At 64.8% G+C, this 12833-nt stretch carries 12 protein-coding genes; 7 read left to right on the top strand and 5 right to left on the bottom strand.

What is annotated here, in order from left to right; genetic code table 11:
* Positions 1–9 precede the first annotated feature (9 nt).
* Positions 10–939, top strand: coding sequence for a hemolysin family protein (locus AC1DYL_RS15770; protein WP_477173889.1), 930 nt, complete (start codon positions 10–12; stop codon positions 937–939).
* A gap of 38 nt (positions 940–977) precedes the next feature.
* Here the strand turns inward: AC1DYL_RS15770 and AC1DYL_RS15765 are convergent, their stop codons facing one another.
* Positions 978–2027, bottom strand: a complete 1050-nt coding sequence (locus AC1DYL_RS15765; protein WP_477173888.1) for a serine hydrolase domain-containing protein — start codon at positions 2025–2027, stop codon at positions 978–980.
* A 99-nt stretch (positions 2028–2126) separates the two neighbouring features.
* Between AC1DYL_RS15765 and lnt the strand changes: the two genes are divergently transcribed.
* From lnt to AC1DYL_RS15745, 4 genes are all read left to right on the top strand, one after another.
* Complete coding sequence (lnt, locus tag AC1DYL_RS15760) at positions 2127–3740, top strand: apolipoprotein N-acyltransferase (RefSeq protein WP_477173887.1); 1614 nt, start codon at positions 2127–2129, stop codon at positions 3738–3740.
* Positions 3741–3873: 133 nt separating this feature from the next.
* The gene (gene metK / locus AC1DYL_RS15755; protein ID WP_477151654.1) at positions 3874–5139 is read left to right on the top strand and encodes a methionine adenosyltransferase; all 1266 of its coding nucleotides are present in this window, start codon (positions 3874–3876) and stop codon (positions 5137–5139) included.
* Positions 5140–5265: 126 nt separating this feature from the next.
* Positions 5266–5976, top strand: coding sequence for a tRNA (guanosine(46)-N7)-methyltransferase TrmB (gene trmB, locus AC1DYL_RS15750; protein ID WP_477173886.1), 711 nt, complete (start codon positions 5266–5268; stop codon positions 5974–5976).
* Positions 5977–6133: 157 nt separating this feature from the next.
* Positions 6134–6538, top strand: a complete 405-nt coding sequence (locus AC1DYL_RS15745; protein WP_477158515.1) for a winged helix-turn-helix transcriptional regulator — start codon at positions 6134–6136, stop codon at positions 6536–6538.
* Positions 6539–6663: 125 nt separating this feature from the next.
* Here the strand turns inward: AC1DYL_RS15745 and AC1DYL_RS15740 are convergent, their stop codons facing one another.
* On the bottom strand, positions 6664–7020 hold the full coding sequence (locus AC1DYL_RS15740) for a hypothetical protein (RefSeq protein WP_477158514.1): 357 nt from the start codon (positions 7018–7020) through the stop codon (positions 6664–6666).
* Positions 7021–7348: 328 nt separating this feature from the next.
* Between AC1DYL_RS15740 and AC1DYL_RS15735 the strand changes: the two genes are divergently transcribed.
* A complete protein-coding gene (locus AC1DYL_RS15735) occupies positions 7349–7987 on the top strand; it encodes a ferredoxin reductase domain-containing protein (protein WP_477173885.1) in 639 nt (212 codons plus the stop codon).
* Positions 7988–8101: 114 nt separating this feature from the next.
* Entirely contained in the window at positions 8102–9697 is a 1596-nt protein-coding gene (locus AC1DYL_RS15730) for a hypothetical protein (RefSeq protein ID WP_477173884.1), read from the top strand.
* Here the strand turns inward: AC1DYL_RS15730 and AC1DYL_RS15725 are convergent.
* The 3 genes from AC1DYL_RS15725 to rpsO form a co-directional block, all read right to left on the bottom strand.
* The gene (locus AC1DYL_RS15725; RefSeq protein WP_477173883.1) at positions 9694–9987 is read right to left on the bottom strand and encodes a hypothetical protein; all 294 of its coding nucleotides are present in this window, start codon (positions 9985–9987) and stop codon (positions 9694–9696) included. The two genes, AC1DYL_RS15730 and AC1DYL_RS15725, sit on opposite strands and share 4 nt — an antisense overlap.
* A gap of 90 nt (positions 9988–10077) precedes the next feature.
* On the bottom strand, positions 10078–12210 hold the full coding sequence (gene pnp, locus AC1DYL_RS15720; RefSeq protein ID WP_477173882.1) for a polyribonucleotide nucleotidyltransferase: 2133 nt from the start codon (positions 12208–12210) through the stop codon (positions 10078–10080).
* Between the two features lie 343 nt (positions 12211–12553).
* The gene (rpsO, locus tag AC1DYL_RS15715; protein WP_055874294.1) at positions 12554–12823 is read right to left on the bottom strand and encodes a 30S ribosomal protein S15; all 270 of its coding nucleotides are present in this window, start codon (positions 12821–12823) and stop codon (positions 12554–12556) included.
* Positions 12824–12833: the final 10 nt, after the last annotated feature.

The following is a 12833-nucleotide window of genomic DNA, read 5'->3' as shown; positions in this document are numbered from 1 at the left end:
TGGCACTCGGTGCGCGGCCTCGTCGCCATGCGCACGGTTTCGCTGCGCGACGACCTCGAGGTCGCCCTCGAATCCGAGAACAACGGCGGCACCGCGGACTTCACCCAGTCCGAGCGGACCATTCTGAAGAACGTGCTCGACCTCGCCGAAAAGCGGGTCGAAGACGTGATGATCCCTCGCGCCGACATCGAGGCGATCGAAAACACCGAAACGCTCGGCGTGCTGGTCAGCCGCTTCCGTCAGGTCGGCCACTCGCGCATGCCGGTCTATTCGGACAGCCTCGACAACATCACCGGCTTCATCCACGTGAAGGATGCGCTGCGCCGCATCACCGAACCGGTGGTCGATCCGGAGGCCGCGGTGCCGGTCAAGCTGGTTTCGCCGCCGCTCCGCTCGAAGCTCGAAAAGCTCGATATCGTGCGCCAGGTGCTGTTCGTACCGCCGCTGATGCCAGTGGGCGACCTGCTGCAGCAGATGCAGCTGAAACGCGTGCACATGGCGGTGGTCATCGACGAATATGGCGGCACCGACGGCCTCGTCACCATCGAGGACCTGCTCGAAGCGGTTGTCGGCGAGATCGAAGACGAGCATGACGACGACGTGGCGCTGGTCCGCAAGATCAACTCCAACGTCTTCATCGCCTCGGCCCGTGCCGAACTGACCGAGGTGCGCGATGTCATCGGCCCGGATTTCGATCCGGGCGCCCACGCCGACGAGGTCGATACGCTCGGTGGTCTGGTCTTCGAACTGGCCGGCCACGTCCCGGCCAAGGGGGAGCACGTAAACGGCATCAAGGGCTTCGAATTCGAAGTGCTGCAGGCCGATAGCCGCCAGGTCAAACGCGTCAAGATCAAGCGCACGAAGCAGCCGAAGCCGCGACCGCCCAAACCGCCGGTGACGAAAGCGCCCGAGGACACGCAGGCTCCGGCGGCGGAGTGACTGCGCCGCACCGTGTGGGTTCAGGGAGTTTCGCCTCCTTACGCCCGTTCGAGATTGCCCAGCACGATCTCGCGCCAAACCCGCGCCGGTGTTACCCAGCGCTCGAACAGGTTGTAGTCGCCAGCATTGATCACGCAGGCGATGCCGGCTTCCGGCGCCAGCCAGAGCCGCTGGCCGCCATTGCCGAAGGCGCCGATCCAACGAACCGGCTTGTCGTAGGCAGGCGCCGGGGCTTCGTGGATGTACCACAGCCGGCCGTAACCGAGCCCGTCCGGGGTATTGACCGCTGGGGTCCATGAGACCTCGATCCACGCCGCGGGCACGACCTGGCGCCCCTGGTACCGGCCGCCATCGACCAGCATCGCGCCGATCCGCAACAGGTCCGGCGCGGTGAGGCGCAGGCCGGAGGCGGGCGACGCCACGCCGTCACTCCCTGCGAGCCAGTAGAAGTCGGAAATGCCCATCGGCTCGAACAGCGCCTCGCGGGCAAACTCGGGGAGCTTCTTGCCGGAGCCGCGTTCGATCAGCGCACCGATCAACGCTACCGCCCCGCCCGAATAGATCCACTCCCGCCCCGGCTCGCCGACGATTGGCCGCTCGAGGATGAACCGGTAGCGATCCGTCGCCATTTCCATGGCGATCTCGCTATTGGTCGGGTCGGTGTAGGGCTTGTTCTCGTCCCACTCCATGCCCATCGTCATGTTGAGCGTGTGCTCGACCGTAACTTTGCGGCGCGCCGGGTCGGCGATCAGGTCGGGATATTCGGGGAAGGCGCCGATCACCGGCGCGTCGACCGGGGGAACCAGCCCGCGCTCCATCGCAATGCCATAGAGCAAACCGACGATGCTCTTGGTCACCGAGCGCAGGTCATGCAGCACGTCCGGACCGAAGCTCACCCGCCCCAGCGCGTCGCCCCAGCTCTCGTCCTCACCCTCGTAATACTGCTCGAGCACCAGCTTGCCGGCGCGGCTCACGGCCACCGCGTGCATCGGCAGAAGCAGCCCCGACTCGAGCCCTGCCGCCAGCTTTCGCTCGATGTTGGGGGCGAACCCTGCCTGCTCGGGCGTCACCTTGGTCCACTTCGTCACTTACCACCTCCCTGTTGCTCGGCGCCGCGGAACCGTGCCGTCTTGACCCCACGCTTCGACCCCGCGACCTTGCCACATGCCCTGTGATTCGAGCGCCGCATGACCTGGCTCGCCGAGACCGTGATGCTGAGCCACGGCTGGCGGCGTTTCTTGATCCTCGTTGCGGCGGGGGCGCTGGCTGCGGCGTCGGTGCCGCCATTCTTCCTGCTGCCGGCACTGTTCCTGGCGCTGCCGGTCTGGGTCTGGGCCCTCGATGGCGCCGAACGACGCAGCGGCTGGCGACGGCTGTTCGGTCCGGCATTCCAGATCGGCTTCGCCTTCGGGCTCGGCTACTTCACAGTAGCGTTGCACTGGCTCGGCGCGGCGTTCTTCCAGGCAGGTGGCTTCTTCCTCATCCTGATGCCATTCGCCATCGTCGGGCTCGCAGCCATCCTCTCGCTCTTCTGGGGATCGGCCAGTGCGCTGGCGCACATGCTGTGGTCGGGCGGCGCGTTCCGCATCGTTACCCTCGCCAGTTTCCTGGCGCTGGCCGAGTGGGGTCGCGGCCACCTGTTCTCCGGCTTCCCGTTCGACCTCATCGGCTACGCGCTGACCGCCAATGACGAGATGCTGCAGCTCGCCTCGGTGATCGGCACCTACGGCCTCACCTTCCTTGCGGCGCTCATCGCCATGACCCCGGCGCTGATCTGGCCGGCCGACCAGCGCGGGCTGGTGCGACGGCTGATACCGTTCTTCCTCGCCGTGGCGGTGATTGCGGCGCAGGTGGCATATGGCAACTGGCGGCACACCAGCACGACGTTGGTCGCGCGTACCGATATGAAGGTGCGCATGGTGCAGCCGATGATCCTCGATCACGCCGACTGGAGCGTGGCTGACCCCGACGCCATCATCAATCAGCTGATCAGCCTGTCGGAGACCAAGCTGACCCCTTCGGATCCCGGTCTATCTGGGGTCACGCACCTGGTGTGGCCGGAATCGGTGTTTCCGTTCTTTCTCACCAACTACCCGGACGGTATCGCCCGCATCGCTCGCATGCTCCCCGACAGCACGCTGCTGCTCACCGGCGCACCACGCGAACCGCTGGATGAGGATGGTCTGCCGATCCCCGACAATCCGGGCTTCAACTCGATCCTTGCCATCGACACGGCCGGCGAAGTGGTTGCCAGCTACGACAAGTCGCATCTCGTGCCGTTCGGCGAATACCTGCCGTTCCAGAGCTTCTGGCGGCTGTTCGGCATCAACCAGTTCGTGCCTGGCACCAACGGCTGGGCGGCCGGTGATGGCCGCCGGCTGATGACGCCGCCGGGCACCCCGCCCTTCCTGGCGCTGGTTTGCTATGAAGCGGTATTCCCAGGCGATATCGGCGACCCGTCCGAAGCACAGTTCATTCTCAATGTCACCAACGATGCCTGGTTCATGGGCTCGATTGGCCCGGCGCAGCACGCCCACCATGCGCGGATGCGCGCCGTCGAGACCGGACTGCCGATGCTGCGGGCTGCCAACACCGGTGTCACGCTCAGCGTCGATCCGCTCGGCCGCATCGTCGCGCAGCTGGCGGAGAACCAGATCGGCGTCCTCGACGTGGTTCCATCCGAGCCACTGCCCGGCGGCACCATCTTCAATCGCATCGGCGACCTGCCGTTCTGGCTGGCGGTGGGGCTCGGCATTTTCGGCTCGCTTATTGCGGCGCGGCGGCCGCGCCGGGTCGCATGATTTTTCTCCGCAGCCGCCCCACGGAGACATAAAGCTTCCTTTATATCACTTGACCCGGCGAGGACCGAGTGGCAGAACACAAGCCCAACTGTGTGATTTTCGCACTTTTTGAGCACTTTTCGGGGGTTTCGCCTTGGCTCGGTCTTCCTACCTCTTCACGTCGGAATCGGTTTCCGAGGGTCATCCCGACAAGGTCTGCGACCGGATCTCCGACGAGATCGTCGATCTGGTGTTCCGTGAAGCGAAGAAAGCCGGCATGGACCCGGCCAAGGTCCGTATCGCCTGCGAGACCCTCGCCACCACCAACCGCGTCGTCATCGCGGGCGAAGTGCGCGTCCCGGAGACGCTGCTGAAGAAGGGCAAGGACGGCAAGATCCTCATCGATGCAGCCGGCCATCCGGTGGTCAATCCCGCCAAGTTCAAGTCGACCGCCCGCAAGGCGATCAAGGCAATCGGCTACGAGCAGTCGGGCTTTCACTGGAAGACCGCCAAGATCGACGTGCTGCTGCACGGCCAGTCGGCCGATATCGCGCAGGGCGTCGATGAATCCGGCAACAAGGACGTCGGCGCCGGCGACCAGGGCATCATGTTCGGCTATGCCAGCCGCGAGACCCCCGAGCTGCTGCCCGCGCCGATCTACTACGCGCACAAGATCCTCGAGGCGCTGACGGTCGCCCGCAAGGCAGGCGAGGGCGCCGCCATCAAGCTCGGGCCCGACGCCAAGAGCCAGGTCACCATCCGCTACGAGAACGGCCACCCGGTCGGCGTGACGCAGATCGTGGTCTCCACCCAGCATGTCGATGCCAGCCTCTCGTCCGAGGATGTGCGCAAGATCGTCGAGCCCTATGTCCGCGCCTCGTTCCCCGATGGCTGGATCAGCGCCGACACCGTCTGGCACGTCAACCCGACCGGTAAATTCGTTGTCGGCGGGCCCGACGGCGATGCCGGCCTCACTGGCCGCAAGATCATCGTCGACACCTATGGTGGCGCAGCTCCGCATGGAGGCGGCGCCTTCTCGGGCAAGGACCCGACCAAGGTCGACCGCTCGGCCGCCTATGCAGCGCGCTATCTGGCCAAGAACGTCGTCGCCGCGGGCCTTGCCGATCGCGCCACGATCCAGCTCAGCTACGCCATCGGCGTCGCCAAGCCGCTGTCGATCTATGTCGACCTCCACGGCACCGGCAAGGTGGATGAGGGTAAGCTCGAGACCGTGCTCGGTGAGGTGTTCGACCTTAGCCCGCGCGGCATCCGCACCCATCTTGATCTCAACAAGCCGATCTACGCCAAGACCTCGGCCTATGGCCATTTCGGCCGCAAGCCGGGCCGAGACGGCAGCTTCTCATGGGAGAAGATCGACCTGGTTCCCGCGCTGAAGGCCGCGGTCAAGGCCGCTGCCTGAGGTCCTCAGGAGATCGCCACCTCCACGACGTCATCCCCGCGCAAGCGGGGATTTCTCTTTATGACCGCCCGTGCCGAACGGAAATTCCGCTTTCGCGGCAATGACTCCGTGTTAGTGGGACGCCCCATGACCTCCAAGACCCACCATCCGCTGAACGTCTCCGGCGAGCCTCGCGCCTTTTTCGGCCGCCGCTCCGGCAAGCGCCTGCATAAGGGGCAGGACCTGCTGTTCAAGGAGTTGCTGCCAGCACTCGAGATTGCGCCCGGCGATGAACTGCTCGATCCGGCGGTGCTGTTTCCCGACAGATCGCAGCGGGTGATCGAGATCGGCTATGGCGGTGGCGAGCACCTGTCGCTCGAAGCAAGCCGGCATCCCGACACCGGCTTTATCGGCTGCGAGGTGTTTTCCGGCGGCATCGCCAAGCTCCTGCAGCAGATCGACGAAGCGGGGCTGGAGAACATCCGGCTGTACACTGACGATGCGCTGAAGCTGTTGCAGCGGCTGCCGGCCGGCTCGCTCGATGGCGCCTGGCTGCTCTATCCGGATCCCTGGCCGAAGACCCGCCACCACAAGCGCCGTTTCATCTCGCCGCTGACGCTTGCAGAGCTCGCCCGCACCCTGAAGCCGGGCGCCCCGTTCCGCTTTGCGACCGACGTCGAGGACTATGCGGATTGGACGCTCGCCCATATCCTGCGCGCACCGGAATTCCGGTTCTCGCCCGAGCGGGCAGGGATCTGGCATGAGCCGTATGCCGGTTGGGAACCGACGCGATATGAGGAAAAGGCCCGCATCGCCGGCCGCCTGAGGAGCTTTTACCTGAGCTTTGAGCGCCGCTGAGCGGGCCTCGTTAACGCGATTTAACGGAACGTTTAGGCAACGGCGAAATGAAATCCGCTGCCTGCCTCTGGAAAATCCGCTCCGAACGACGATATGGCCCCAAGGGGATCTCCGCTATCCGGCAACGGCTGGCCAAAATACTGTGGGGAGTTGGCGTATGCGTCAGCAGAACCGTCCGCCCGTCAATCAGGCTGTGATCGAGGAACTATTGACCACTCGAAACAGCAAATGGACGCTCACTGTGGTGCTGCACCTGCGGCACGACACTTTGCGTTTTTCCGAACTGCAGCGCGACATCGGCGGCATTTCGCAGAAGGCGCTGACTGCAAGCCTAAGGGCCCTCGAGCGCGATGGCTTCGTCAGCCGCACCAGCTATGCGACCATTCCGCCGCGCGTCGACTATGCGCTGACCGATCTCGGCGCCGAGGCGCTGAAGGCCTTCGAGGCCTTCGAGGCTTTCGCCGCGCGCCATTGGCACCGTGTGGTTGAGGCGCGGCAGCTGTTCGATGCCCGCGATCTCGACCAGATCGAGCCACCGCTCCGCACTGGAACCGGCCGCTAGCCGGCATCAGGGGGGCCTGCGGGCTCTATTCTGGTCTCACACGAACGTGGGCGGCTGCCGATTTCTTCGGCACCCAGCCGGTAGCGGATCGGCCGGCAAAGCCCGGCCGATCCGGATGGCGCATATTAGTTGTCGCCGTTGTCGCCGTCATAGGTCAGCGAGTTGTTGTCAACCGGAGTGCGGTTGCCGCCGACGTCGAGCTTGCTCAGCACGCGGGTGTTGCCCTGCGCCGAAGCCTTCACCGGGGCCAGCGTATCTTCGTAGAACAGCTGGTAGGAGGTGGAGCCGTCAGCGAGCTTCACTTCGGCGCGGATCACGTTGTCCGAATTCTCGTAGACGTTAACGGCGTTGATGCCCTTCTGCTGCAGCTGGGTCACGAGGAAGTCGCTGTCGAAGCTGGAGTCATCGGAGGCTGCAAAAGCCGGCACCGAGAGGCCACCGACGAGGAGCACGGCCGCAAGGCCAAGAGCGGAAGTCTTCATTTCAATGTCCCTTTCGTTTTCTGGACAACTGGGAGATCGGACTCCCCGCCCACCTTCGCAAGTGACAGAATCTGCACTTGTTGCTCTTGAAATTCGATAATGTATGCAGAGGGTTACGCGGTGGAGTGCCACCACCCGTTGAGAAACCCACCTCCCTTGAGGAGCGTTGGTTGCCTCAAGGGTACCGTAGGTCGCAGCAGGGGTTGCGCCGGATATTCAGCAGTTGCAGGGTGTGGTTTCGCGGGAACCAAGGGCGCATTTGGCGCGTCCCACGACGACAAGGAGTCGTGTTGTGCACCAAGCCGTGAAAATCCTGAATATTCAGCAAGTGACCCATAATGTGCGGCGCTACGTGCTGGAAAAACCTGCCGGATACCGGTTCGAACCCGGCCAAGCCACCGAACTTTCACTGGACGAGGACGGCTGGCGCGACAAGAAGCACCCGTTCACCTTCACTGCGCTCAACGATTGGGATTATCTCGAGTTCACCATCAAGAGCTATTTCAACACCGGCGGCGACGGGATGACCGAGCGCCTGTTCGGCTACGTACCGGGTCAGCGCCTAGTGCTGCGCGATCCGTGGGGCACTATCACCTACAAGGGGCCCGGCACCTTCATCGCCGGCGGCGCCGGCGTCACCCCGTTCATCGCCATCCTCCGCCAGCTCAAGAAGGACGGCAAGCTGGCCGGCCACCGGCTGATCGCGTCGAACCGCAAGGCCGAAGACATCATCCTCCGCGATGAGTTCGAGCAGATGGAGGGCCTCGAGGTCACCTGGACCATCACCGACGAGCCGTCGGCCGAGGGCGTCCTGCACGAGCGCATCGATGAGGCGTTCTTGAAGCGCCACGTGCACGACATCAGCCAGAACTTCTACCTCTGTGGTCCGGACCCGATGGTAGCGGACCTCAAGGCGGCGCTGGGCGGCCTCGGCGCCGAGGCGGAGGCGCTGACCTGGGAGAAGTGACAGGGCCGCCAGCGGCCGCGCTATCGCACCGGACGCGGCACCCTCGGCGATAGATCGTTCAGCAACGCTTCAGGCGCGCCGCTGGATGATGCGGCACCCTGAACGGAGGCTGGAATGATCCCTTCCACGCTGCGCGCCGCTGCGCTTGCCGTTGCCCTCGCCCTCATCGCCACCGGCCCCGGCTGGGCGCAGGTGGGCAAGACCGTCGATGCCCCGGCTATCCGCGAGAACGCCACCTATCTCAATTCGAGCGAAGTGCGGACCCGCGCCCTCACGGCGCTGACCAGGAAGCTCGACCCGATGCCGCTGGTCTCGCGCATCGAGGTTGCCGAGGACCGGATCACCGTCTGGACGCAGAGCCGCGAGGCGGCGCACTACACCGACAGCTGGACGGTCTCGCGGATGAAGCTGCTGGTCTTCGACCGGGACATCGTCGACGGCCCTAAGCCGACCGACGGCGACGGCATCGTCGCCAAGCGGGAGGGCAGCTTCTTCGATTTCGCCGACGTCGGGCTCCAGCAGATCGACATCACCATCGCCGAAGCCATTGCCATGGCAAAGATGGAGCAGCGTCCGGACCTCACCTCGCTGGTCATCGCCCGGCAGATCGGCATCCTGCCCGAGCCGCACTACGGCGAAGTGCGCTGGACCATCGGGCTCGCGACGCCGCGCGAGACCGCCACGGTCTATGCCGATATCGGCGGCCGGGTCATCGGCGCCGACCTCTCGGGCACCACGCGGGCCCAGCGGCTCGACCTGATTGCCGACAACGACTGGCCGATGGCCGAAGCGCAGGTGGATATCGCCGCCGTGCTGGGCACACGGCCGCTCAAGGAGCTCCGGGTCTACGACACCTACATCTATTTCAGCGCCGCCCACCCGACCGAACCGGACACCACCAGCGACTACTCGTGGAATCTCGGTGGCGTGCGGCAGGGGATCGACACGCCGGCCTTCGATTTCGGCGACCGCGTCCCCTTCGCCATCACCGAACTTGATCTGGGCAAGCTGCCGCAGGTGAAGTCCGCCGCGCTCGAGGCCTTTGCCTCACCAGGCGCGACGATCACCTACATCAATGCGGAAAAGCCCACCGACCGAGCGGCCGCACCGCAGCTCGTCTGGAGCGTCGACCTCAAGCAGACCGATGGCGAGAAGGGCCAGGTGCTGCTCGACGCCAACGCCAAGGTGTTGGAGGTGGTGCTGCCGGAAAGCCGGGCGATCGCTGCCCAGGGCCCGTGGCTGGCCCCGGAAACGGTGCTCGGCACGCTCAAGCGGCTCGAAAAGGAGTTCGGACCCGACGCGCGGTTCGGCGAGATCCTGATCAACGACACGCAGGGCTCGGTATTGGTCGAGGACCCGCAGACCCCCGGCACCATGGCGAGTTTCATCATCGATCCGCAGCGCATCATGCGCTTCGGCACACCGATGCCGTGGGAAGCCGAACTCAACGAGGCCAAGAGCTTCCGCCTCGCCGATCTCGCAGGGCTCGACGCGGCTGCCCTCGGCAAATACGCCGATACCACGCTCGAAACCATGAAGCTCGAGGGCGCAGCGGTGTTTCGTTACACGTTCTCGCGCAACACCCTGCTGCTGGCGCCCGAGGACACCCGTCTGCTGCTCGAGATCCGTGCCGGCAAGGACGATGGCTGGACCAGCGGCTGGGTGACGTTCGAGCTCGACGGCACCGTCGCCGACAAGATGCTACCCTAGGCGTCCGCCTCGACCATCGCCCCGGTGACGAAGGCGGTGACCTTGTCGATGGGCATCTCGCAGGGCTTCAGTGTCGGCTTCACGCTGCTGGGTGGGCGATAAATATTGAGGCTGATGCGGTCGGTACCGCCCAACTCCTCGGCAAAGAGCTTGAAGCTGTTGCCATGGGCATGGACGGCGTTGGTGACGCCATAACGCCGGCCGCCATAGCGCGCAGTGAAATAGCCGCGTGGCCAGGACGAGAGAATAGACCAGACCGCGGTGGGTGAGGTGTCGGTGAGCGGCAGCATCCCCGTAATATGGGAGGTGGGCTCCGTTCGACAAATGCCAAAAAGGCCCGGATCGCTCCGGGCCTCTCTGCGTTCGAAGGGGCGTACCGATTATTCGGCGGCTTCCTCGACGATTTCCTTGCCGGTCGCCTGGTCGACGACCTTCATCGACAGGCGGACCTTGCCGCGCTCGTCGAAGCCGAGCAGCTTCACCCACACCTTGTCGCCTTCCTTGACGACGTCGGTGGTCTTGCCGACGCGCTGGGTGGCGAGCTGGGAGATGTGGACGAGGCCGTCCTTGGCGCCGAAGAAGTTCACGAACGCGCCGAAATCGGCGGTCTTGACCACGGTGCCCTGGTAGATGGCGCCGACTTCGGCTTCATCGGTGATCGACTTGATCCACTTGATGGCCGCATCGATCGAAGCGCCGTCCGAGGACGAGACCTTCACGGTGCCGTCGTCGTTGATGTCGATCTTGGCGCCGGTCTTCTCGACGATCTCGCGGATCACCTTGCCGCCGGTGCCGATCACTTCGCGGATCTTGTCGGTCGGGATGGTGATGGTCTCGATGCGCGGGGCGAACTCGCCCACCGTGGCACGCGAGGTGTCGAGCGCCTTGGCCATCTCGCCCAGGATGTGCTCGCGGCCGCCCTTGGCCTGACCGAGGGCGACCTTCATGATCTCCTCGGTGATGCCGGCGATCTTGATGTCCATCTGCAGCGAGGTGATGCCGTCGGCAGTGCCCGCCACCTTGAAGTCCATGTCGCCGAGGTGATCTTCGTCACCCAGGATGTCGGACAGCACGGCGAAGCGGTCGCCTTCGAGGATCAGGCCCATGGCGATACCTGCCACCGGCTTCTTCAGCGGAACGCCCGCATCCATCAGCGCCAGCGAGGTGCCGCACACGGTCGCCATCGAGGACGAGCCGTTCGACTCGGTGATCTCGGAGACGACGCGGATCGTGTAGGGGAAGTCTTCCGCCTTCGGACGCATCGGGTTGATGGCGCGCCAGGCGAGCTTGCCGTGACCGATTTCGCGACGGCCGGGCGAGCCCATGCGGCCAGCTTCACCGACCGAGTAGGGCGGGAAGTTGTAATGCAGCATGAAGTTCACCTTCTGGGTGCCTTCGAGGCTGTCGACATACTGCTCGTCATCGCCGGTGCCGAGAGTGGCAACGACGAGGGCCTGGGTTTCACCACGGGTGAAGATGGCCGAGCCGTGCGTACGCGGCAGGACACCGACTTCGGCAACGATCGGGCGGACCGTCGAAAGGTCGCGGCCGTCGATGCGGGTCTTGGTGTCGAGGATGTTCCAGCGGACGATCTTGGCCTGGAGGTTGTGGACGACTTCGCCCAGGGCCTCGCCCGACACGGTGCCGGCTTCCACGGCAGAAGCGAAGTGCTCCTTCACCTTGGCCTTGGCGGCGTCGACCGCAGCGTAGCGCTGAGCCTTGTCGGTGATCTTGTAGGCAGCGCGCAGATCGGCCTCGGCAACCTTCAGCACGTCGGCTTCGAGCGCCGAGTAGTCCGGAGCAGTGAAGTCACGCGGCTCCTTGGCGGCGAGCTCCGCGAGCTTGATGATCGCGTCGATGACCTTGCGCGAGGCTTCGTGACCGAACATCACGGCGCCGAGCATGATTTCCTCGGAGAGCTCCTGGGCTTCCGATTCCACCATCAGCACGGCGTCCTGGGTGCCGGCCATGACGAGGTCGAGCTTCGATTCAGCGCGACGGTTGACGTCGAGGTTGAGGACGTACTCACCGTCGATGTAGCCGACGCGGGCAGCGCCGATCGGGCCCATGAACGGGACGCCCGAGATGGTCAGGGCCGCGGAGGCGGCGACCATGGCGAGCACGTCCGGGTTGTTCTCCATGTCGTGCTGCAGAACCGTCACGACCACCTGGGTCTCGTTCTTGTAGCCATCGGGGAACAGCGGGCGGATCGGGCGGTCGATCAGGCGCGAGGTCAGCGTCTCGTTTTCGGTCGGACGGCCTTCGCGCTTGAAGTAGCCGCCCGGGATCTTGCCGGCGGCGAAGTACTTTTCCTGATAGTTGACCGTCAGGGGGAAGAAGTCCTGGCCGGGCTTGGCCGACTTGGCCGAAACCACGGTGGCGAGCAGCACGGTCTCGCCGAGGGTGGCGAGCACGGCGCCGTCTGCCTGGCGGGCGATCTTGCCGGTCTCGAGGGTGAGGGGCTGGCCGCCCCAGTTCAGCTCAACTTTGTGGTAGTCGAAGTTGATGGGCATATCGTTGTCTTTCCATTCTGCCGGAATGAGCGGGAACGCGGGGGCGTAGTCACCCCGCGAACTCATCCGGTGTGCCAGCCGCGCGCCGCACCCCATGTGCGACTGCAGCCCAAAATCGGCACGGTTCCGCGCTGACACCCACCTGTCGAGGTGGGGCGGAACATGGACAAGACGATGAGCCGCTCATTTTCCGGGGAGGGAAGCACCCGCTGGTGCCGTGAGCGGCCGATGATCTCGCCATGCTCCGCGTAGTTCGTCAGCCTACGCTACTACCCGGCAGGTTGGCCGGGATTGGACCCGCGAGGCGTACCTCGTGGGTCCGGAGTTGCAGTCGAACCCAGCCTTAGCGGCGCAGGCCCAGACGCTCGATCAGCGCCTTGTAGCGCGCTTCGTCCGACTTCTTGACGTAGTCGAGGAGACGGCGGCGCGTCGAAACCATCTTCAAGAGGCCACGGCGGGAATGGTTGTCCTTGCCGTGCAGCTTGAAGTGTTCAGTGAGGTTGGCAATACGCTCGGAGAGGATCGCGACCTGAACTTCCGGCGAGCCGGTGTCGTCCTTCTTGGTGGCGTAGTCCTTGATGAGCGCAGTCTTCCGCTCTGCGGTAATCGACATCGGAAAGGTC

Source organism: Devosia sp. P1_H9, assembly GCF_056405135.1.
This window is presented reverse-complemented; position numbering and strand designations above follow the sequence as displayed.

Bases quoted from the DNA above. Each gene is read 5' to 3' on its own strand.
- lnt (WP_477173887.1), top strand. From the start codon at position 2,127: ATGACCTGGCTCGCCGAGACCGTGATGCTGAGCCACGGCTGGCGGCGT.
- trmB (WP_477173886.1), top strand. From the start codon at position 5,266: ATGACCTCCAAGACCCACCATCCGCTGAACGTCTCCGGCGAGCCTCGC.
- AC1DYL_RS15745 (WP_477158515.1), top strand. From the start codon at position 6,134: ATGCGTCAGCAGAACCGTCCGCCCGTCAATCAGGCTGTGATCGAGGAA.
- AC1DYL_RS15740 (WP_477158514.1), bottom strand. From the start codon at position 7,020: ATGAAGACTTCCGCTCTTGGCCTTGCGGCCGTGCTCCTCGTCGGTGGC.
- AC1DYL_RS15730 (WP_477173884.1), top strand. From the start codon at position 8,102: ATGATCCCTTCCACGCTGCGCGCCGCTGCGCTTGCCGTTGCCCTCGCC.
- AC1DYL_RS15725 (WP_477173883.1), bottom strand. From the start codon at position 9,987: ATGCTGCCGCTCACCGACACCTCACCCACCGCGGTCTGGTCTATTCTC.
- pnp (WP_477173882.1), bottom strand. From the start codon at position 12,210: ATGCCCATCAACTTCGACTACCACAAAGTTGAGCTGAACTGGGGCGGC.
- rpsO (WP_055874294.1), bottom strand. From the start codon at position 12,823: ATGTCGATTACCGCAGAGCGGAAGACTGCGCTCATCAAGGACTACGCC.